Source organism: Sorangiineae bacterium MSr11954 (assembly GCA_037157815.1).
GTDB classification, from domain to species: Bacteria; Myxococcota_A; Polyangia; order Polyangiales; family Polyangiaceae; genus Pendulispora; species Pendulispora albinea.
In genome coordinates, this window is record CP089984.1 from 480207 (window position 1) to 502185 (window position 21979).

Consider the following 21979-nt stretch of genomic DNA (forward strand, 5'->3'; position numbering starts at 1 on the left):
CTCCTTCCGACGGAGGATCCTCCGGATTCCCGTGGAAAAGCTGGTTTTTCTCGACGAATCGGGCCTAAACCTGGCCATGAGTCGGAGCCACGCCTGGGTGAAGCGAGGTCGCGAATTCATCGATCGCATTCCTATGAACTGGGGCACGAACCTCACACTTCTTGGGGCGATGCGCCTATCGGGATGGGTCGTCCTCAGCACGATGTTCAAAACGGCCAACCGTCCCCGCTTCCTGGCTTGGCTGAAACGCAAGCTGCTCCCTCGACTGTACCCCGGAGACGTCCTGGTGATGGACAACCTCCCCGCCCACCGCGACCCGCGTGTCGTAGCCGCCTGCAAGGCGCGCGGCGTTCGTGTCGTCTACTTGCCCCCATACTCGCCCGACCTCAATCCAATTGAATCCGGCTGGGCCCTCCAAAAGCAATACGTGCGACGCCACGCTCCCCGCCACCCCAAAGCGCTTCGGCTCATCGCCAGACGAGCGCGCTTTCGAGTCACCGAGACGCACGCGAGCAACTGGTTCGTTCACGCCGGTTATCGGGCTCCACTCAGGTGATCTCTGGGGTTAAGCGAGCCTCGTCCACCGCGAGAGGCGTTGCGCGATGGACGTACGCGCGGCTTTCAAGTCTTTGGCGGCCAGCTCGAGGGCCGCTGCGATCTGGGATCGAGCTTTCGACCACGATTGCTTGAGGCTGTTCATGAGAGACCTCCTTTCGATGGTTCTACGAGCCATGCGCCCGCCGGCGAGAAGCCCCTTCCGGCCGGCGCGTGTGTCACCTAGCTCCTCGGTGCCGCTCGCACGAACTTGCCAAACGCAGGTGCGAGCTTCACTTCGGGGAGAATCCACGGGGATGGATAACGCACTACCTGCACCTGTCAAGAGCGCTTCCACCCGTTGCGCGCGAGCAAAATCGATCTGCGGACCGAACGGAGGCGAGGCAGGATTCGATGCAGCTCGCCATTGTCGTCCGCTTCACGGGCGTGCTGCGCGAGCGACGGCGACGTACAGAATGGCCTTCTCGCGTCGCACCTTGAGGAGCACCGGGCCGGCGGGCGTGGATTGAAGCGCTTTGAGGGTGTCAGCGGCGCTGGATACCGGTTGGCGATTGACTTCGAGGATGATGTCACCGGGCAACAGCGAATCATCGGCTGGACTGCCGGGCTGCACGCGCATCACGCGCGGGCCGCCTCCGGGGGCATCGCCGAGAGCAATGCCAAAACCGCCCGGCGTGGGATTGCCCTTGGAGGAAGGATCCGCGTTCGGCTCGTCGCCCTTCACGGCATCCTCGAGCGCATCCAGCGTCGCGTCCACCGTTTGCGTCTTGCCATTGCGCAGCAGCTCCAAGGTCACGCGAGAGCCCGGCGGATGCCGCGCGATCATGCGGGGCAGATCGTGCGCGCTTTCGATGGTGTCCTCGTCGACCCGGAGGATCACGTCGCCGGATCGCAGGCCCGCCTTCTCTGCTGGGCCGCCCGGCTCGACGTCCCCCAGGAGCGCGCCCTTCGCCCGATCGAGCCCCAGGGCTCTCGCGAGCGTCGTATCCATCGCTTGAATGCTCACGCCGAGCCGCCCGCGCGCCACGTGCCCCGTGGCCAGGAGCTGCGACAACACGTCCTTGAGCGCGTCGATGGGAATGGCGAAGCCGATACCGCGACCCTGCGGATTGATGGCCGTGTTGATGCCGACCACCTCGCCCTTCAAGTTGAAGAGCGGGCCGCCGCTGTTGCCCGGATTGATCGAGGCGTCCGTCTGGATGAAATCATCGTACGGTCCCGCGCCGATGGACCGGCCCTTTGCGCTCACGATGCCGATGGTGACCGTGTGGCCGAGCCCGAAAGGATTTCCGATGGCGACCACGTATTCGCCCACGCGCAGGCTCGCGCTCGAGCCGAGCTCCGCGGCCGGCAGGTCCCGCGGGTCCTTGATCCCTTGAAGCTCGAGCACCGCGAGGTCCAACTTTGCATCGCGCCCGATGACTTTGGCGTCGAGCTCGCGCTCATCGGCCAAGCGAACCCGGACGTGGTCGGCGTCTTCGACCACGTGGGCGTTCGTGGCGACATGCCCGCGCGTGTCGAGAAGGAACCCGGTTCCGAGCGCGCGCTGTTTCATGACGCTGTCGCGGCCGTCGTCCCCCGGGCCGCCGCCCTGCGGACCGAAGAATCCCCCGAAGGGCCCGAGGTCGAAGGGAAAGGGAATCCTGCGCTGCTTGATATCGTGTGTTGCGGTGATGTTCACGACCGAAGGGTTCACCCTTGCAACCAGGGTGGCCACGTCCGGCGTGCCGGCAAGTACCGGCGGTGCGGCGAACGGTGCCGGAACCTGCGCCGCCTGAACGGTGTTGTTGTCAGGCGTTGCGCCGGGGGCGCTGCCACGATGGCATCCGGCCGCTGCGAGCGTGAGCGCAACCAAAAGGGGGAAGCGGGCGAGCATCATCGCAAAAATCGGATAAGCACCCGCGTTGCGCGGTCAAGCCCCTAGCCCGCACGCACAGAGTCGCGCGGCATGCGGACCACGGTGAAGCGTCGTTCGAAAACATCGCGGCAACCCTGGCCACTCAGCTTGTGAACATCCGCAGGGCGGCCGCGGCTCGTCCTCAGTTGGGCGATGAAGCCGGTGACGCCCTCGGGCGGGCATCCTGGGCCGCGTCTCCCCCGAGAAACGCCCTTCCAGCATGTGCGAACGCAGCACCGCTCGAACGTGAAGATACGATTCGAGCGTCGAGGCAAAACCTCTCTCGTTTCACCTCGATTCAAATGTTCGTCGACGATGAAGGCGAATCATGCCCAATGCGTTCGGCAAGGGGAGGAGGGCTTGACAGAGGGCACTCGGAAATTTAGTCGTCCAGACAACAAGCCAAACCCAAGGAGTGTTCCAATGTCGAATACATGGGATGCATGGTCCAGGGCCGGGCACGAAGGAGCGGTGCAGGTGAAAAACCACGATACTGGCCGGTCGAATCACGGCGGCGTTCCGCGGTGGCTCGAGGATCTTCGAGGACGTTCGCGCAATCAGGTGTGGTGGACCTCGGCTCGGGTTGCCATGAGGCGCCATGGCACAAAATCTTCGGTCGAGGCGCCCTCGCAGCACGATCCCGCACGCGAGGGAACGCGATGACCGCCGCTCGATATCTCGCTTCCAGGTAAGGAGCAAGTTGCGCACCAGCTCGTTGCGTGGGCGTTTTGCAGCGCGGGGCAGCTGCCGAAGGCGGGCAGCTGCTTCGCGTCACGTGCTCGGGCGCTCCAGTGATGGGTATGGCGACTTCACGTCCCTTCTCGCGATGGCCGCCGCAGACGCGGCACATCCCGGCGCCGTAGGCATTTGACGCGTGGCGGGCCCGGAAACTCGTGTTCCGTGTAGTTGGGGTGCTCTTTTCTACGCAAGCCCTTTCAGCCGTGTCTGCTCGCACATCGGGTGCTTCTCGGCTGGCCATGGTGGCCAAACAAGCGCCTAATCAAGCCATGAGCGATCGCAAACGGGCTTCGAGGGAGACGACAAAGCGGGGCCGCTTGGCGAGCCTTCTTCAGAAGGAGCGGCAGGTCCTGATCGACCGTTGGCTCGAGCGGGTTCTCGGGGATCCTGCCATCCCCACCGCCAACAAGCTCGCGCGGCCGGCCCTCGAGGACAACATCCCCGTGTTGATCGACCGCATCATCGAAAGAACGACGCAAAAGGAGCCGGACGAAGAGGGCGAAATCAGCGGCCGCCACTCCGTAGACGCGAAGGAGATCGGTACTGCGCACGCACGACACCGTATTGACCTGCACTACACGGCAGAAGAGACCATTCGCGAGCTATCCCTTTTCCGCGAAGTGCTCCTCGAGCTCTGCGCCGAAAATCTCATCGCGCTCGATCTCGATGAATCGAAGTTGGTGCACCTCGCCATCGATGAGATGATGGCGGTCAACGCAAAGCAAGTCGAGCAGACAGTCTTCCGACGAAGCGAGCAGGTCATGGCCATCGTTGCACATGATCTCCGGAACCCGCTTCACATCATAGACGGGCATGCCCAGCTCCTGAAGGCAGGCGCGCCGCAAGACTCCGTTGCAGTCGGGGAGGCCATCGAGCGAAGCACGAAGCAGATGACGCGGCTGATCGAAGATCTCCTGGCCATGTCCAAGCTCGAACTCGGGCACATGTCGATCCATCAGCAGCAGGTCGATGCTCGCGAGCTCGTGACCGAGGTCCTCGAGCAGCTCCGCCATGCTGCGATTCGCAAGCGCATTGCGATGACCAGCCGTCTTCCCCAGACTGAGGTGGCCGTCGCGTGCGATCCTGTTCGAATCGAGCAAGCCATCGGTAAACTCGCGCCAGTGGCTGACGATGCCGGAGGTCCATCGCACGATGACCAAATCCGTGAAGCGTCTTCCGCGTCCGCCTGAACGCCGGCGTCGCGACGCGTGGACGCACCGATTGCCCGAGGGGCACTCGCACGCTTTTCGAGCGACCTCGTCGCAACCAATACGCAGATCCGGAGCGCCGCGGGGCGCCGTGCTCCTACTGGAGCTCCACTGTCGATGATCGGTCAGTGGCAGCCATTCAGGTTGCCCCAGGCGTCCCATTTGGGACTCCAACCATTGTTGAAGTTCCCGACCGTGTAGATGACCATGTTCCCGTCTGCTTGCAGTACCAGCTCGGTGTGTGGCTTGTTGTCACAGCCCCATGTGCCGCTGGCCCAGATTGCACGGCCGTTGAGATCGTACAATACCATGTTTCCATCCGTCTGGAGGGAGAGCTCTGCTGCGAAGCCCTTCGGGTCTCCGTTGGTGCCGGTGGACCATACGGCGTCGTTTGGATTACCGTCCTGCCCCTCATAGAGGACGACGTTGCCATCGCCCTGGAAGCGGATGGTCGCCTTCCTACCATTATCCAGATTCCAGGAGAAGGCTTGGTGGCGACGGAGGCACTTATTGGTGAACCGTATATGCCACCCCTTGGGGTTGCCACCGCTGCCGTCATACCATTGCGCGGCGTCTTGCCATTCGGGGCCGCTTGCGGCTGATTTGCAATGTCCACCCGCCAATGCCTCTGCATCGGGCGCACTGGACTCGGTGTCCGACGCCCTCGCGGTGCCGCTCAGAGCGCCCATCCCGAGGATGGTCCCAACGCACAGCATAATGGCAGAACTTCTCCTGACCGCCTTGATCATATGTAAGTCTCCGTCTCTAATTTAAGTCGTTTGGATGGTTAGGTTGGACTGAGCTTCTTTCCAGACGTAGCTCACGCCGAACACCGGTCACCCGATCGACGCTCTGTCGATGATGGGATTACCGGCAAGTGTGCTTACTATAGCAACAGTCAGGCCAATCGATTCGCATGCGAAGTCCTGAGAAAACATGGCTTCACATCAACGAAGGTGTACCAAATTAGTCGTTTCAGTAAATCAGCTGGTACACCCTCGGTACGCCGCGACGGGATCCATCGAAGGTATGGTCGTTTTTGGCCATCGAAAAATGAGCATTTGAGCAGCCACGCGCAAGGTCTGGTCCGTGCACACGTGACCAAGCGATGACCGCACCGCCGTTCTTGGACGAAGGCGATCTCACCGAGGACGAGCTCCGGACGATTGTCGGAGAAATCCGCGACGTCGTGTGGCCGATTCGGCCGAATGCGCGCATCAGGCCAAGGAGTACGGTCAGCGCCATCTCGGAGGGTGCTTCGGGCATATCACCCGGGCTATTTCAATGCGCTTCGTGCGTCCGGGGTGCGTTGGATTTCCGGAAATACGCGCGACATCGTTGGGTGTTTTCTCCGCGCGGCTGGCGGCTCACGCAGGGCGCGTGAAATAGCTGCCTTGCTCGAGATCTTCGAGGAGCCCCTGCCGGTGCGGGCTCCAGCCGAGCTCTTCGCGGGTGCGGGCGCTCGCAGTCGGCCGGTCCCTGCTCACGAACGGCGCGAGCGGTCCGAAATGCGCCGCGGCCTCCTCCGGTGACTGCGAGACCAGTGGAACCCCGAGCTTTCGCGCGATGACCGCGGCGATCTCGCGAACCGCGACCCCCTCCTCGGCAATCGCGTGGTAACGCGCGCCCGCCGCGCCGCGCTCGAGCGTGAGCCGGTACGCCTCGGCGGCATCGCGGAGGTGGACCATCGGCCACCGCTGCGCGCCATCGCCGACGTACGCGGAGATCCCCTTCGCGCGCGCGATCGCGATCAGCTTGGGCAAGAAGTGTCGGTCGCCATTGCCGTGCACGACGCCGAGCCGGAGGAGCGCAACCCGTGCCCCACGCGCCGAAGCCTCGGCGGCGACACGCTCCGTGACCCGCGGGTGCCCACCCGCCGGGGATTCGTCCCTTTCGCTCGCCATGCCAGGCACATCGATCCCAAACGCGCCGGAGGTGACGACGAAGAGACGCGGCGAGTCCGCGATCGCATCGCCGATCGCCTCGATCGCACGCCCGTCCGACTCGCCGCCCTTCGCCCAGTCGGCGAGGTCGAGATCGAAGGCCGCGTGGATCACAGCGTCCGACGCGAGCGCGCCGCGGCGGAGGCCGTCGCGATCGGCGAGATCGCCTTCCTGCACCTCGGCCCCCGCCGACCGCAACTTACGCGCCGACGCCTGGGACCGCGCGAGTCCGAGCACACGATGGCCCGTGCGAATGAGCTCCGCAACGAGCTCCGCGCCGACGAATCCCGTCCCTCCGGTAACGAATACGCGCATCATGATCTCCCTTTCTCGTCGAGCGAGCACGCCGACGACCCGAAAGTAGCGACAGGAAGCCGCCGGACCAGGTGATGACTCGTAGTTGCATGCAATTGTGGTAACCAGCGAGATACTCGAATGGCGTTGCGCGTCCGAAAAAACAAGGCCGTTATCCCGCCCGCGTGCCCGATCGACGAGGGAGTGAAGCTCCTCGGCGGCGCGTGGACGCCTCATGTGATCTGGTTTCTGAGCCAGCAGCCGCGCCGTTTCAGCGAGCTCCGAAAGGACATCCCTGGCCTCTCCGCGCGTGTGCTGAGCGCCCGCCTCCGCCAGCTTCAGGACCGGGGCGTCATCACCCGAACACCTCTGTCGACCAGCCCACCGTCGGTGGAGTACGCGCTCACCGAGCTCGGACGCGAGCTCCTCCCCGCCATCACCGCGCTGGTGAGTGTGGCGCTGAAGCTGAATGCCAAGCCTCGTCCGCGATGACCGCGCGCTGATACCTTCATCCCTCGGAAAGGAGGGCCGATGCAGGAGATACCGCGCTACCTCGGGAGCTGCGGAGGAATACCATCGCGCGGGCGACCTCCTTGTCGATCTCGAAGACCGGATCTAGGCGTCGAGCGCATCCTCGATGAGGCCAGCGAAGCCTTGCTCGCTGCTGTGCAGTCCATGCGGGTTCCGCCCCAACATCACCTTCCCGAACAATAGCTGCGTATTCCAATCCATCCGGGGAGCGATTCCAATACCCTCCGGTCCCTTTGCGCAGCCCGAGTCGTTGAGCCTTCGGAAAAAAAGACGTGGGGTGATTCGGATGTCGCTATTCTTCGGCTTGCATGCCGGTGCCTCGCACGCGTCGCTCAGCTCTGGGAGCACGTCCAACGCGCCGCCGCACACGCCGGTATCGTCACGGAGTTGATGCTGCCACGCCGCGTCGCCTACTTCCGTGGCGCCACGCCGTTCGTTCGATGCTCCCATGATGGCCGGTGCCCTTGCAGAGCAGAGGAGGCGCGATGCGCCTGGGAAGGTACGACGATGAAAGGACTCCGTCCTTGGTGCGAACGGATCGCTTCAAAGGATCCATGGCGCCACTTCCCAAATGGAGGCCGGCGAGCTTCGAATCCGCCGTGCACCACCCGCATACTATGCCTAGCCCGGCGGGTGCGTCTCGCGCCGGTACAATGTACCACTGTACCGGAGGCGGCCGTACCGTTTCCGGTACAGGGCTCGCTCGAGTACCTCGACATTTCGAAATTCATGCGAGTTTGGTTTGGGTTGCGGTCGTCGCGTTCGTGGTATGCGATTTGCTCTTTGGCCTCTCGCCGGTCCAATAGGCTCTTGTCATCGCAGTCATCGGCTCGATGACGACTTACGAAGTAGAGAGGATCCTTATGCCGAATGAAATGAAACGCATCGAATTAGCCTTCGTGCTTCCCATCGTGCTTGGAGCGTCGCTGATGGCAGCGTGCGCATCGGACGCTACGGACGTCGCGAGCTCCGAAGAGGAGTTGAACGCACCGGGGGTGCCCCCAGCGCCCAGGTTTGGCCCATGGATCGATGGCTATCAACCCTACGTAGGGCAGAGCGGGTGTGACCCCGTCGCCAAGCCAGGCGTGATTAGCTTTCGAGATTTATTGAGATCGACGTATGGCAGAAACGATATGGGCATCGTTCGTGCCTGCAATCAGGGCGGCACAAGTGAGCACAAAGAGGGTAGGGCATTGGACTATCCGTTCAATGTAACCAATAGCGGCCAACGCGCCGAGGCCGAGGCGCTCCTGAACTGGTTGCTCCAGACCGACCAATACGGCAATCCTCACGCCTACTCCCGCAGGCTCGGGATCATGTATATCATTTGGAATCATAAAATCTGGAATTCCAACAATCCGCAGGCTGGTTGGACCAGCTACTCCGGCCCGAACCCCCACACGGATCATATCCATTTTAGCTTTGGCTGGCCCGGTGCGCGGGGTGAAACGTCGTGGTGGCGGGGGGTGACGCGCGGTCCGTCACTATCGGGGGAGGGGCGCGCGGAGATCATGGCGCTCCATGATAACGGCGACATCCAAGCGTGGTACAACGTGGCAGGATTCAAGGAGATGCCGTGGGGCGGATCGGTCACGATCGGGCGAGGGTTTTCCGACCCGAGCCGCGTGCGATTTGCAGACCTCGATGGCGATGGGTACTCCGACATCATCGCCATTCAGGAAAATGGAGACGTCCAAGCTTGGCACAATGGTGGCGCCTTCAAGGAGATGCCATGGGACGGCGCCGCCATCATTGGGCGAGACTTCTTCGACCCGAACCGCGTTCGCTTGGCGGACCTCGACGGCGACGGGCGTGCGGAGATCATGGCCATTCAGGAAAATGGCGACATCCAAGCTTGGCACAACGGTGGCGGCTTCAAGGAGATGCCATGGGACGGCGCCGCCATCATCGGACGGGGCTTTCTCGATCCGAACGAGGTCCAACTGGCCGACCTTGATGGCGACGGGCGTGCGGAAATCATGGCCATCCACCCGAATGGCGAGATCCAAGCGTGGTACAATGCGGGCGGCTTCAAGGAGATGCCGTGGGGTGACTCGACCATCGTCGGCCGAGGGTTCACCGACCCGAGTCGAGCGCGATTTGCCGACCTGGATGGTGACGGCCGAGCGGAGATCGTAGCCATCCAGTCGAACGGCGACGTGCAGGCTTGGCACAATGACGGTGGCTTCAAAGAGATGCCGTGGGGCGCATCCCTCGTCATCGCCATAGGCTTCACCGATCCCACCCGCACCTTCTTTCCTTGAGCTTAGGAGTCCACATGAAATACGCAAAAGAGACATCTTCTACGTTCCGCCAACGTTGCGTCGTCGGAGCGACGCTCCTCTCCTTCGTTTGCTTGGCGGTGGCATGTGTCGGTCCGGACGAGGATCCGAACGCCGATCGTGAGAGCGAAAGGCTCGACTTCGAACCCTTGAGCGCGTTGCCCTGCGTGCCGGGCGGCCCCACGCAACAAGATGCCAGCAACGCCGCCGCGCTCAATCCGCAATTGGCCAAGAAAATGCGCGGGAACATGAATGCCTACAACTCCTCCTGCGCTCGGGCCGTAGTGCAGGCGGTGAAGGGGCGCGGGCTCAACCAACGGGCGGCCGCTATTGCTATCGCGACGACGATCGTCGAATCGAGCATCGCCAATCTCGATTCCGGCGACCGCGATTCGGTAGGGCTCTTCCAGCAGCGCAGCTCTTGGGGAACTTTCGCCGAGCGCACGAACCCGGTGTGGGCTACCAACAAGTTCCTCGACGTGATGGAGAGTTTTTACCCGAATGGCTCGTGGAACACGGCCCCCATCGGTGAGGTGGCTGCGAACGTGCAGCGACCCGCGGCGCAATATCGGTATCGCTACGCGGTCGAGGCCGACGACGCCGTGAAGATCGCCAATGCGCTCTGGAACATGAAGCGTCCGTCACTATCGGGGGAGGGGCGCGCGGAGATCATGGCGCTCCATGATAACGGCGACATCCAAGCGTGGTACAACGTGGCAGGATTCAAGGAGATGCCGTGGGGTGGATCGGTCACGATCGGGCGAGGGTTTTCCGATCCGAGCCGCGTGCGATTTGCAGACCTCGATGGCGATGGGTACTCCGACATCATCGCCATTCAGGAAAATGGAGACGTCCAAGCTTGGCACAATGGTGGCGCCTTCAAGGAGATGCCATGGGACGGCGCCGCCATCATTGGGCGAGACTTCTTCGACCCGAACCGCGTTCGCTTGGCGGACCTCGACGGCGACGGGCGTGCGGAGATCATGGCCATTCAGGAAAATGGCGACATCCAAGCTTGGCACAACGGTGGCGGCTTCAAGGAGATGCCATGGGACGGCGCCGCCATCATCGGACGGGGCTTTCTCGATCCGAACGAGGTCCAACTGGCCGACCTTGATGGCGACGGGCGTGCGGAAATCATGGCCATCCACCCAAATGGCGAGATCCAAGCGTGGTACAATGCGGGCGGCTTCAAGGAGATGCCGTGGGGTGACTCGACCATCGTCGGCCGAGGGTTCACCGACCCGAGTCGAGCACGATTTGCCGACCTGGATGGTGACGGCCGAGCGGAGATCATGGCGATCCAGTCGAACGGCGACGTGCAGGCTTGGCACAATGACGGTGGCTTCAAGGAGATGCCGTGGGGCGCATCCCTCGTCATCGCCATAGGCTTCACCGATCCCACCCGCACCTTCTTTCCCTAACGCACCTTGCCAGGGGCACGGGCCGTGCGAAAATCGCACGCCCGCGCCCAGGGCTCGGTGGGTTCGTGGCGCCGGCTTTCGGTTCGACAAAGCAGAAGAGGTTTGCAGTTCCATCCCCGGACGACGCATCGCTCGCTTGCCTGTCCACCCTTTCGGGGTGAGTCCATTGTTCATGGCCGAAACTGCTCCTCTCCCTGGCGTCGCACCCTTCGGAGGTGAGATTTCCTTTTTAAATTTCGACGTAACGCCAAAGAACATCGGTTTTTGGAGACTAAGCTCGTTGCAATGACGAGCCGGCTGGACGACGAGGCGCAAAAGGCGCTTGCACTCCGTGGGCGCGTTGAAAAGCTCCGGTCGAGACTTCGCGATCCCATCGACCTCCCCCATCGCTGTTGGGCCGGGCAGATGCGCGAGCGCGCGCGGTTTCTCGCGTCCGATACGGCGCTTGCGAGGCCCACACGCCGTCGAGGGGCCGGCCGTCGTCCGTGTCCCTGACGACGACGGCGTGCGCGGGGCCGTGGTGGACGTGCTCCCGGAGTCCACCGACGCGAGCGGGCGGGTTCATGGTCGAAAGCGTACACCCATGGGCGCCGACGTGGAGAAGCTGCTGCCCGACCACGGGTGCCTGCGCCCCCGAACCATCGCCGTGGTCCAGACATCGAGTTCCGGATAGGCGGCCCATAGACGAGGCGACCTTTCGTACCACCAGCCGATGATCCCTGTATGGCGTCCGATTTCACCGGGTACGACGACCCCGAAGGGTAGGGCATCCCGGAGCTCCACGAGCGCTTGATCGCCCGGGCCCGCCGCCCGAGTGCGTGTTCTGCAGGATCCAAAGGCCGGCGCAAGGCGTGCAGTCTGGTTGCTGGTCGACGAGAGAAGCCTCCGTCGCGCCGTTGTCGGATCTGCATAGCCATCCGGGAACGTTCTTTGACATCGGCTACCCCCTGCCCGCGGAGGGGATTAGTGGCATAATCGCACGCAGATACGAGTCGACCAATGCAATGCCCTACACACGAAGACTTGCGCGCGTTGTTCGAGAAGAACCTGCCGACCTCATTGCAAGCCGCCATTGAATCGCACTTCGCCGAATGCTCCGAATGCGACCGCGCGTGGGGGATACTGGTGCAGGACAGCACCGCCAGCGATTCTCTCGTGCCACGGCTCGCGCCTCGGGGTCACGCGGTGGAGGGCCCGACGTTGCCGGTGCGGGCTAGCTCCCAGCCTGAACTGACGCCAGGAACCCGCGTGGGGCGCTATCTCGTGATTAGCGTGATCGGTACAGGTGGCATGGGCATCGTCTACCGGGCCATCGACCCGGAGCTCAATCGCGCGGTGGCGCTCAAACTCCTTCGCGCTGAGCGCGCGGACGAAAAACGGCGCGACAGGCTATTACGCGAGGCGCAGGCGCTCGCACTCGTAGATCACCCGAATGTCGTCAATGTCTTCGACGTAGGGCAGTTTCTGGGCCAGGTGTTCTTTGCGATGGAGCTCGTGGAGGGCACGACTCTGCGCGCCGAGTTGCGTCGTGCCGGCTCCAATCGGAAGCACCTGCTGCAGCTGCTCGATCAGGCCGGGCGTGGACTCGCGGCCGCGCACAGTGCTGGCCTGGTGCATCGCGACTTCAAGCCCGAAAATGTGCTAATCGCTCGCGAGCAGCGCGCCAAGGTCGTCGACTTCGGCCTGGCACGCGCCGTCGATACGGATAGCCCCGAAGAGCCCGTGACGGTATCGCCGGTAGAGTCGATGTCGGTATTGGAGCGGCCGATCACCGAGACGGGGGGATTCATCGGAACGCCTGCCTACATGGCCCCCGAGCAGCACCTGGGGTTGCGCGCCGATGCGCGCAGCGATCAATTCAGCTTCTCCATCGTGGCATATGAGGCGCTGTTGGGGCGGCATCCATTTGTCGCCAAGAGTGGAAAACTTTCCCTGGAGGCGCTCTGCGCCGGGAAGGTTGAAGTGCGGGGGCGGCGGTTGGACCAAGGCTATCTACGGGTGTTGAGTCGCGGGCTATCGCGCGATCCCGCGGATCGGTATCCATCGCTGGAACACCTGCTCGACGAGCTCGCGCTCGTTCCACGACGGCGGCGGCGGCGTGTGGTCGCGATCCTAGCCGTCGTGTGCGCCGCTGCGGGACTTATCGGGGGACCGGCAATTCAAGAACACCGCGCGCAGCGCTGTGAGGCCGCTGCGACCCAGGCGCTCGCTGGGATCTGGGACATGCCACGGCGGGAGAAGGTCGAGAACGTGTTCGTCGACGATGGAAAAGCCTTCGGGCGTGACGTCTGGCAAAGAACCGCCGCCACGCTCGATGCCTATGCTGATCAATGGAAGCGTACGAGCGCGGAGATCTGTCGGAGTGCGGAGTCGTGGCGAGCCGAGGACCAGGCGACGCACACGCGTGCATCATTATGCCTCGATGAGCGGCGGCGGGAATTACGCGCCGTCACCGACGTGCTCGCCGCCGGCGATCGGGACGTGCGTCTTCGTGCCCCCGACATCACCATCCAACTTGGCTCGTTATCGACCTGCACGAATCCGGCGGCGCTCGCGCTGACGCCATTGCCTACCTACGATCGAACTACCTCAATCACCGTCGAGCATATTCGTGATCTCCTTGCGCAGAGCCAGGCGCTCGACGATGCACGCAAAACGGCGCCAAGTCAGGAAGCAGCACGGCAGGCGCTCGAGCTGGCGCGCAAGCTACCCGATCGGGCGCTCGCCGCGGAAGCGCTCTATCGACTCAGCATCGCGCAGGAGAGCGCCGGCGAGTTCGACGCGTCGGAGGCGAGCATTGTTCAGGCAGTTGCCGACGCCGAATCGAGCGGCCACGAACGGCTGTTGCCGCTCGTTTTGACCCAGTTGCTGTCGGTTGTCGGCAACGACCAGGAGCGCCCCAGCGAGGTCGAGCGCCTGGTTCCGTTCATCGAGGCCGCGGTGGAACGGTTCGATCCCCAAGGGCCGGCAAATATCGAACTGTTGCTCGTCCTCGGTCTCATCGAGGATGAGCGCGGCCATTACGATCGCGCTATCCGACACTTCAACGCGGCCCTGGACATGGGCCGACGCGTATTCCGCGAGAATGACGTGCGCCGTATCGAGATCAACCACCACCTCGCCAATGTGGAGAGAACCATCAATCAGCTCGACAAGGGGATAGCGCGCGCGCATTCGGCGCTGGCAGAGTCCGAGGCGCTGTTCGGCAATGAGCACCCTAAGCTCATGCAAACGCTGTCGCTCTTGGCGCGCATGCTGAGCGAGCAAGGCGATGCCGCTGGCGCGCAAGCCGTGGGACAACGCGCTCTACATATCGTCGAGCAGGCATCGTCTCCCGAGAACCCGGATGTGGCGTACTCACTTTCTCAATTAGGGATGACCTATTTGGAGGACGGCCAGCCGGCGGTCGCGCTACCTCTCTTTCGTCGCGCGTATGCCATGATCCGCCAGAATGACGCGAACACGGCGACCAGGCTCTCGGGGATCGCCCGCGCAGAGGAGGCGCTCGGGCATCTGGAGACCGCACGCACCACGTTCGAGGAGACGTTGGCACTCTACAGACGACTGGAGGGCCCCGGCCATCCGGACACGATCAAAACAGGCGTCCGGCTGGGACGGCTCATGCGCAGGATGCATCTTGAGCGTGATGCGCTGCAGCTCTGTATCCAACTGCTCGATGCCGGCGAGCGCACGCTCGGGCCAGACAGTGTCGCCATCGCATTAGCCCTCTCCTGCGTCGGCGAAGGATACGAGCAACTCGGCCGGCTCCCCGAGGCGCTCAAGGCACTCGAACGAGCCGAGAAGCTCCTCGAAGAGCAGACGACACCGCCGCGGGCAGAGTATCGGGCGATCATCAGCTTCGCCCTTGCACGCGTTCTGTGGCGGACGCGCGGAGATGGGGAGCGCGCCCGACGCCTGGCAAACGAAGCGGTAGACCATTACCAGCACGCAGGGCGCCTCTACGCCGAAAACACGGTTGCCGTCCAGACTTGGTTGACGAAGGTATCCACGCAGCAACGATGAGCGCCAAGGCGCCATTATCCTTCGCCTTTGGTTCGATTGCAGCGCTCGTGAGCGATATCCGACTCTGGGGGCAGCTGAACGACGGCCGCATGATGCGGCTCGAGAGCTGCGATCACGCTCCGCGCGCCGCGCGAATGAACGAACTTTTGCGCGAGGCAAGGCGATGGGTATGCAGTGCGCGAGCCCCGTTCTGGACGAGGAGAGTCGGATGACGCAGAGTCGTGCGCGTGGACGTCCAATCCGCGCGAGAGCGCCTGCTCTTCCGAGGCAAGAGGCGGGACGGTAATGTTGCCGAGAGGTCGGCCGAGCTCCTCGCGCGCGAGGCGGGCGCGGGTTCCGAGCCAATCATCTCCTCCGGAGGCTCGGGAGGAGACAAGATTATCGAGATGTCACGGCCTGGCGCTCCGGGGTTCGAGGCTACTGGACCAGGTGGCACCCTCCGCACGGAAGGTCTCTACAATTGCATTGCCATCGTGGCTTGGGATCCCGTGACCGGTTTCGCGGCGATGGTGCATTACAATACCGCCGAAATAGCGCCGGAGCTCGTAACCAAGAATAGCGCAAACATTGCTCCGAAGTTGCAGGAGCTGAAAGCAGGTCTGGAGGCCACGCTGTCCACGAAATACATGTCGGGTGGATTCGCTCCATCGAATGTTCCACCCGAATATCATATCCAGTGGGGGGTATCTTGGAACGAAGTACCGGACAATAAGTTATTGAACTTGAAGCCTGCCCTCGTGGAGGCGGTTGGAGACGTCTTCCAGCCGAAGACCTCCGGGCAGTTGGTCGGCAACCCTGACGCGGCTTTCCATACGGACGTATCGGGCGGCGACTACGGCTGGCGGTTGTAGCCGTGCCGCGCGCGGTCTCCCGCGCGAGCCCGCCCCAAAATGTGGGTATGTGGGAGCCTCGCCGGCGGGCGTGCATCGTGACCTTCGAGAGGGCCCAAGCACACGGCGAGATTCGCTCCGGCATCGACGCCGATCTCCTGGTGGATCGCTTCGCCGCCCCGATCGTCTTCCGATGCTCTTCGGTCACTACGAGCTCGGCCCCGCGTTCGCGGAGGAAATCACGCGCGCCGTGCTCTTTGGCGTGGGATGGGCCACGAGCACCGCTGCGCGGCGACCCGCTCGCGGGCTCCGGCAGCGCAGCGGCGACGGACGCGATCTCCTGCCGAATGAACGCATGCGCGGGATCGGAGTCGTGCCGATCGTTGTTCGCCACCTCTCGCGCAGTCGCACGATCCGGCGCCCAGCATCGTTACCTTACGGTTTGCCTCCGGGTGGAGGACCTTGATAGCCTTTTTTGGATGAGCTGTCGATACCGACTTCATAATCGATATCGGGGCTGACGATATTGCCGCTGACGGTGGCAAAAGTCGATTTAATGGCAAGGCCAATCGCTTTGGTGGGCGAGCCCGCGAATTCATTGCCCGTGATGGTCGCGTACTGGATGTCCTCGAACATCAGGGTTTGCGAGGCTTTCAATGTTTCGCAGAAATTGTTGCGAATGGTGAAGTGGTCGGAGTGTCCTCGGCCATCGCCCTCGCCGTCATTCGGGCCTTCGGCCATGAGGCACATATTGTCGATTTTCTCGCATCGATTGCCCTCGATGAGCACGTTTCGGCTAGGAGGCGTGTCGCTCGCGTAAGTTTGCATGCAATCGGCGTGGCCGTATCGATTGCTCGTGCCGCGAACGGTGTTGTGTAGAATTTTGATGTCGTTGCCAAAAAATCGGATACCATCGCCGTCGCCGTTCACGGGATTGACGATCGTGTTGTTCTGGAGCGTAATGTTGTTGCCCTCGGCCCAGATGCCGGGCGCGTTCGGCTTGACCAGCGTGTAATTTTGCACGATCACGTTGCTGGCCTCGATGGTGATACCGTCGACGTTCGCGTTCTCGCCCGAGTAGACGATTGGCGCGTCCGGCGTGCCTCCTTTGGTGATCTTCAATCGCGATTTCTTCATGCTCGATTGAAAGCAAACGACATCGCCCGGGTTGGCCGATTCGAGCTCGTCCTGAATCGTGATCTGCCGGGTGCAGTTCGCCGCCAGCGAGGACGCCGAGCTGCGCACATCGCCCTGCCTCACCCTGAGCTCGGGGCGATCTTTCTCATCGGTAGACGCGTCCTGCGCCGCACACGCTTGTACGAAAAAGGCTCCGATGGCCACGGTGAATGCGAGCTTCGTATTTCGAATCGTCATGAATTTCATCCTCCCTCGAATGACTGGTTTGACCCGACCTGCATTGGCCAACTCAAAATTTGTTTAGCATCGCGTTTCCGATTGGCGATCAAAAATACGCGTGTAGATTCGAAACGACAGCTGCTGATGTGCGAAAACGACAGCGGCCTTCTGCCTTCGAAGGCGGACGGTCATCGCGATGGTTTCGGTATCGACGGGCGCTCGTTCGATGTTGTGCGGCCACTTGTCGTCCCGGCATCATTGTCAGGGCTCTGGCGCGACCTGCGCTCGAGTACGGCGAGGCCGAGCGCACATCGTGCACGAGCCCGAGCGGGATCCCATGGCCTGCTCGTATCGGCTGCAAGCACTCCCCCGGACAGCGCGGTCAAGCGCGCGGGCTCGAGCTCGGCGGCGCGGTCGACTGCGTGCGTACCCTGGCCGTGAAGCGCTCGAGCACCGCCTTTTTCATATGCCTTGGAGGTCCCAGTTGTGTAGGCGAATGTAGCTCGGCCCCTGACCTCGCTGGTCTCTTCGGGGGCGGAATGGGCGCTCCTCGGAAGCAAGGACACGAAATGCCATGGACCTCCGGGTGGGCCGGCGCATAGGCTCGCGCGAATGCCGCTTGGGAGAAGCATCCGCATCTACTTGGATCAGGGCGAGGTCTCGGGGATCCGTTACGCGGAGGTCATGGGCAGGACGGAGCAAGCCTTGCTCTGTCCGCGTCATCGCGTTTCGGAGCTCGCCGAGCGATGGGAGTCCGTCGTATGCAGGCCCGGAGCTTACTTCCTCTTCGGCGCGGACCGGCCCTCCGCGCGCGAGGTCTATATCGGCGAATCGGAGGACATTCTCAAGCGCATCAAGCGACATGTCATCGACGAGGACTTCTGGCACGAGGCGGTTCTCATTACGAACAAGGACGGAAATTTCACCAAGTCGCACTTCAAGTACCTGGAGTCACGGCTCGTAGGCCGTGCGAAAGAGGTGAATCGGTATTCGGTGGAAAACGACAACCACCCTGCGCCCGCGGCGCTGTCGCGTCCCGATGTCGATGCGGTGGAGGAGCTCTTTCTGCAGGTGCCGCTGCTGCTCGGCGTGCTGGGCCATCGCGTACTCGACGCCATTGCGCAGGTCGCGCCTGCGCCGGGATACCCGTTCGAGTTTTTCTGCAAGGTGAAGGATGCAAGGGCGACGGGCCGCGTGACGGACGAAGGGTTTGTCGTCTTGAAGGGGTCCACCGCGCTGAAGGGGACGACGGAGACCATGACGCCCGGGTATATTGCGTTCAAGCAGGAGCTCATTGCATCGGGCAAGCTCGCAGACCGCGGTGAACTCCTCCTCTTCCGAGAGGATATTCTGTTCACGAGCCCGAGCGCTGCGGCCGCCGTCGTATATGGCAACAACGCGAACGGGCGCGTTCTCTGGAAGACGGAGGACAACCGAACGTTGAAGCAAATCGAGGAGCGGCAAGCGAGGTAAGTTCGCGACCGCACGGCCTCGGCGTCGCGCCTCGATTCGTGAACTGTACCAAGGGCAAGCGCAAACGACGGCGCCTCGCTGCAATGGCGATTCATCGAGCGCGACGCGCGTGGTCCTGTCCGCGAGGCCGGTCACCTCGAGCCCGCGCTCGGCTTGGAACCCCTTGATGGCTGCGACCGTGGTCGGGCCAGGGATTCCATCGGCGACCACGCCACGTGTGCGCTGGCGCCGCCGTCACGCCGCGGCGGCGCGGATTCGGCTTTGGTTTCGGATCCACCCGCGTAGGGCGGAGCTCGGCTGTTTGTGTGCACGCAGTCGTCACGAAGACGCATGCAATCGCCGCGCGATTTGCATCGATCTACTTACGTAATCATTATGAAATCAGGTTCGGCAAGCCACCCTCGCAGTGTGGGCTCCACTCTATCGCCGCCAATGGTGCGTGTCTTTTTAAATAGGGTCGTAAAGGTGAAGTCGTCAACTGGCTTGTTGCGTTCGATCCCATTCGTTCGATGGAAAGCTCGGGCTCGGGCGCCTTTGATCGCTCCCGGCGGGACGTGCATGCAACAGACTGACATCGCAGCCGTCTTGACCGTTGAGCTCCGGCATGTGCGCGTGCCATCAATGAGAAAATCAGCAACTTCGTAGGTTCGTGATCGAGGTGCATTTGCTCTCTCCAATTATTATTTTAACGGACCGTCCCCGATAGATGCGGGGAGGCGAGAGCCTGAATCACACGAAATGGGTGTGCAAGTATCACGTGGTTCATCCCAAAGTTTGGACATCAAGGGGTTAAGAGCGCCATTCCGCCATCCCGCCTTGGGTGGCGCACATTTCGAATCCCCGGCCTTGCGGAGGATCGTTCGATTTCAGTCGGCGTGACGTTTATTGGCAGATGTCATGTCGACGCAAAAAAAACGACTATTCAGCCGCAAGAAGCACGCCAATCGCAAATGAGAACTGTTGCGTGTTGCATCGTGCAACACGCAAATGGTGACCGCCGGTTTGCGCCACGATTTATTTGCAACAATCCATTCGGACGCAACCCAACACCTTGACATAGCTAATCTTCGACTCCAGTATCAGCACCGTCCAGACTCAAGGGAGCGGTATGTTTCAGCAAAGAGCTGGCGGCCGCCGTCCTCATGCTCGAGGGCTGGCCTGCGCATCGTAAGATTGGGAGGAGGGACACGTGGTGATCGCGAATCTTGATCAGACGTCCGTCGTCTACGGCGTCCATGGTGCGGGTGGCACCTCCGAGTGGAAGTGCTTCGCCCGACGCGACAATCTGTTCGGCTCGTGGGAGGCGATTGAGTGGGCCGCGCTTCCTCCTGGCGGGATCAGTGGCGCGCATATCCATACTCGCACCGAGGAGTTGTACTTCATCGTCTCCGGCACCGGGGTCATGCTCCTCGATGGCCAGGAACACCGGGTTCAGGGCGGCGACTTGATCCTGAACGGCCTGGGCACTCGGCACGGCCTGCGGAATGTGGGCGAGGACCGGCTGGAGTGGCTCGTTATCGAAGTCGTGGGACGGCCAATGGCGCCCGTCTATTCCAATTACCAGAAGCAGATCGAAAGTGGAGTGGCACGATGAGCAACGCCGTGGTGATAAACCTTCGTGAGGTGCGGGAGGTCGACGCCCGTGTCTTTCTCACTGGACCGCTCGGCCGCATCCGCCTGCCGGAGATGCAGCCGGGGCAGCGCGAGACGCTGATCGCGGAGAACCAGGAACACACCCTCTTCATCGTGCGCGGCAACGGGAGCGCGGTGACCGGATCGGTGACCGTCCCGCTACGGGCCGGGGTGGCGGTGACCTTGCCGTTGGGCAGCCATGTCACGGTGGAGGCAGGCGACGAAGGCCTCGAAGTGTTCATCGCCAGCCTCGCCACCCCGCAGACCAAAGGGGCGCCCGAGTGATCGTCACCCATATCGATAGTACGAGCAGGTCCGCGGACGACGACAGCACCTGGCGGTGCCTGGCACGTCGCGGCATGCTGCACAGCGAATGCGAGGCGATCGACTACCTACGGCTGCCACCGGGGGTCACGCGGGACGGGCGTGGCCGAGAGGGGGTCGAGGCGGCCTGGTTCGTCCTTAGTGGGTGCGGAAGGTTCACGGACGGCGAGGAGCGATCGGTCCCGTTGCAGCCGGGGGATCTGCTGTTCTGGTCGGGAGGAACCTCCGGCTCGGTGCACAGCGATTCCACCACCGCGCTCGAGCTCCTCTCGCTCACGATGCTGCCCACGGAGGTGACCGGCCGGCTCCCCGCGCGGATCCCGGAGGCAGCGTGGGTGCTGGACGGATCGGATCGTATGGTGGTCACGACGCTCGACGAGCCGTCCGACGTCTATGAAATGCATGGCGGCGAGCGGGTAGCGCGGTGGAAGTGCCTGGTTCGAAGGAACAACATGTTCGGGCCGTGGGAAGCGGTCGAGCGATCTTGTTTGCCACCTGGCGCGGCCAGCGGCACGCATCTGCACAGTCGGACCGAACAGTTCGACTACGTGGTATCCGGCTCCGGGGTCATGACGATCAACGGCACGGACAACCCGGTCGCCGCGGGTGATCTGATCACGACCTGCCTCGGTACCCAGCACGGTATCCGCAACACCGGCTCCGATGACCTGGTCTGGCTGGTCATCGAGGTGTCGGGGCCCGGGATGGCGCCAGGCTCACCGGATCGAGGCACCAACGGCGTTCGTGCCGCGATCATCAACCTGCGTGAGGCCCGCGAGGTCGACGCACTGGACTATCTCGCCGGACCGCTGAACCGAGCCCGGTTGGTGCGTTTGGATCCGTTACGCACCGAGTCCCTCGTCGCGCGCGACGAGGAGCACGTGCTGTTCACGTTGAGCGGGAGCGGCACCGCGAGGGCGGGAGCGACGGCCGTGCCGCTGCGTCATGGGGTGTCGGTCGGCGTGCCGTTCCTGGGTGACGTCGTGATCGAAGGTGGACCCGATGGGCTGGAGTTCTTCGTGGTGAGTTTGGCAATTCCAGCGGCCGTGGGCGGTGCCAAATGATCGTCTCCAGCAGCCTTGCGGGCCTCACTCGGACCTTCAGCGGCGGCCGAGGCAACGCGTCATGGCGGTGCCTCGGCCGTCGAGGGATGTTGTTCAGCGAGTGCGAATCCTTCGATTACGTGCGGCTCGAGCCGGGAGCCGTCATCGACGGGCGCGGACGGGGTGACATCGAGGAAGCGTGGTTCGTCCTGCGCGGCGAGGGCGAGCTCGTCGCAGACGGGCAATTGCCCTTGTCCCTCCGTGAAGGCCAGCTGGTCCTTTGTTCGCACGGGGCGGCCAGCCGGTGGCGCGCCGCGACCGACTCCCCATTGGAGCTGCTGTTCCTAGCGCTGATGCCCGCTTCGGTGAGCCGACAGCTGCCGGAGCGAACGCCTTTCAACGAACATTAGAAGCGAGAACGAGAAG

17 protein-coding genes are annotated in these 21979 nt (G+C 62.9%); 13 read left to right on the forward strand and 4 right to left on the reverse strand.

Features of this window, described 5'->3' with window-relative positions:
* Positions 1-31 precede the first annotated feature (31 nt).
* On the forward strand, positions 32-556 hold the full coding sequence (locus tag LZC94_01935; GenBank protein WXB16040.1) for a transposase: 525 nt from the start codon (positions 32-34) through the stop codon (positions 554-556).
* Positions 557-973: 417 nt separating this feature from the next.
* Here LZC94_01935 and LZC94_01940 read toward each other — a convergent pair whose 3' ends face one another.
* Positions 974-2434, reverse strand: coding sequence for a Do family serine endopeptidase (locus LZC94_01940; GenBank protein ID WXB16041.1), 1461 nt, complete (start codon positions 2432-2434; stop codon positions 974-976).
* Between the two features lie 1073 nt (positions 2435-3507).
* Here LZC94_01940 and LZC94_01945 point away from each other — a divergent pair.
* Complete coding sequence (locus LZC94_01945; GenBank protein WXB16042.1) at positions 3508-4380, forward strand: sensor histidine kinase; 873 nt, start codon at positions 3508-3510, stop codon at positions 4378-4380.
* Between the two features lie 143 nt (positions 4381-4523).
* Here the strand turns inward: LZC94_01945 and LZC94_01950 are convergent, their stop codons facing one another.
* Complete coding sequence (locus LZC94_01950; protein WXB16043.1) at positions 4524-5147, reverse strand: hypothetical protein; 624 nt, start codon at positions 5145-5147, stop codon at positions 4524-4526.
* A gap of 618 nt (positions 5148-5765) precedes the next feature.
* Positions 5766-6659: an SDR family oxidoreductase gene (locus tag LZC94_01955; GenBank protein WXB16044.1), complete on the reverse strand. Its 894-nt coding sequence runs from the start codon at positions 6657-6659 to the stop codon at positions 5766-5768.
* Positions 6660-6776: 117 nt separating this feature from the next.
* Here LZC94_01955 and LZC94_01960 point away from each other — a divergent pair, with 117 nt between their 5' ends.
* The 6 genes from LZC94_01960 to LZC94_01985 all read left to right on the forward strand — a co-directional run bounded on the left by LZC94_01960 (position 6777) and on the right by LZC94_01985 (position 15746).
* Positions 6777-7127 (forward strand): helix-turn-helix transcriptional regulator, encoded by a 351-nt coding sequence (locus LZC94_01960; GenBank protein ID WXB16045.1) that lies wholly within the window; start codon positions 6777-6779, stop codon positions 7125-7127.
* 902 nt (positions 7128-8029) lie between these two features.
* Positions 8030-9430, forward strand: a complete 1401-nt coding sequence (locus tag LZC94_01965) for a VCBS repeat-containing protein (protein ID WXB16046.1) — start codon at positions 8030-8032, stop codon at positions 9428-9430.
* Between the two features lie 167 nt (positions 9431-9597).
* Positions 9598-10872 (forward strand): VCBS repeat-containing protein, encoded by a 1275-nt coding sequence (locus LZC94_01970; GenBank protein ID WXB16047.1) that lies wholly within the window; start codon positions 9598-9600, stop codon positions 10870-10872.
* 445 nt (positions 10873-11317) lie between these two features.
* On the forward strand, positions 11318-11545 hold the full coding sequence (locus LZC94_01975) for a hypothetical protein (GenBank protein WXB16048.1): 228 nt from the start codon (positions 11318-11320) through the stop codon (positions 11543-11545).
* 359 nt (positions 11546-11904) lie between these two features.
* Positions 11905-14895, forward strand: coding sequence for a serine/threonine-protein kinase (locus tag LZC94_01980; GenBank protein ID WXB16049.1), 2991 nt, complete (start codon positions 11905-11907; stop codon positions 14893-14895).
* Between the two features lie 488 nt (positions 14896-15383).
* Positions 15384-15746, forward strand: a complete 363-nt coding sequence (locus tag LZC94_01985; GenBank protein ID WXB16050.1) for a hypothetical protein — start codon at positions 15384-15386, stop codon at positions 15744-15746.
* A 414-nt stretch (positions 15747-16160) separates the two neighbouring features.
* On the opposite strand, the gene LZC94_01990 is transcribed toward LZC94_01985, so the two are convergent.
* The gene (locus tag LZC94_01990) at positions 16161-17150 is read right to left on the reverse strand and encodes a right-handed parallel beta-helix repeat-containing protein (GenBank protein ID WXB16051.1); all 990 of its coding nucleotides are present in this window, start codon (positions 17148-17150) and stop codon (positions 16161-16163) included.
* A 543-nt stretch (positions 17151-17693) separates the two neighbouring features.
* Here LZC94_01990 and LZC94_01995 point away from each other — a divergent pair.
* From LZC94_01995 to LZC94_02015, 5 genes are all read left to right on the forward strand, one after another.
* Entirely contained in the window at positions 17694-18554 is an 861-nt protein-coding gene (locus LZC94_01995; protein ID WXB16052.1) for a GIY-YIG nuclease family protein, read from the forward strand.
* Positions 18555-19743: 1189 nt separating this feature from the next.
* Complete coding sequence (locus LZC94_02000; protein ID WXB16053.1) at positions 19744-20148, forward strand: cupin domain-containing protein; 405 nt, start codon at positions 19744-19746, stop codon at positions 20146-20148.
* On the forward strand, positions 20145-20471 hold the full coding sequence (locus tag LZC94_02005) for a hypothetical protein (GenBank protein WXB16054.1): 327 nt from the start codon (positions 20145-20147) through the stop codon (positions 20469-20471). Before LZC94_02000 ends, LZC94_02005 begins: the two co-directional genes overlap by 4 nt.
* Positions 20468-21574 (forward strand): cupin domain-containing protein, encoded by a 1107-nt coding sequence (locus LZC94_02010; GenBank protein WXB16055.1) that lies wholly within the window; start codon positions 20468-20470, stop codon positions 21572-21574. The genes LZC94_02005 and LZC94_02010 overlap by 4 nt, the downstream gene beginning before the upstream one ends.
* 86 nt (positions 21575-21660) lie before the next feature.
* Entirely contained in the window at positions 21661-21963 is a 303-nt protein-coding gene (locus LZC94_02015; protein WXB16056.1) for a cupin domain-containing protein, read from the forward strand.
* Positions 21964-21979: the final 16 nt, after the last annotated feature.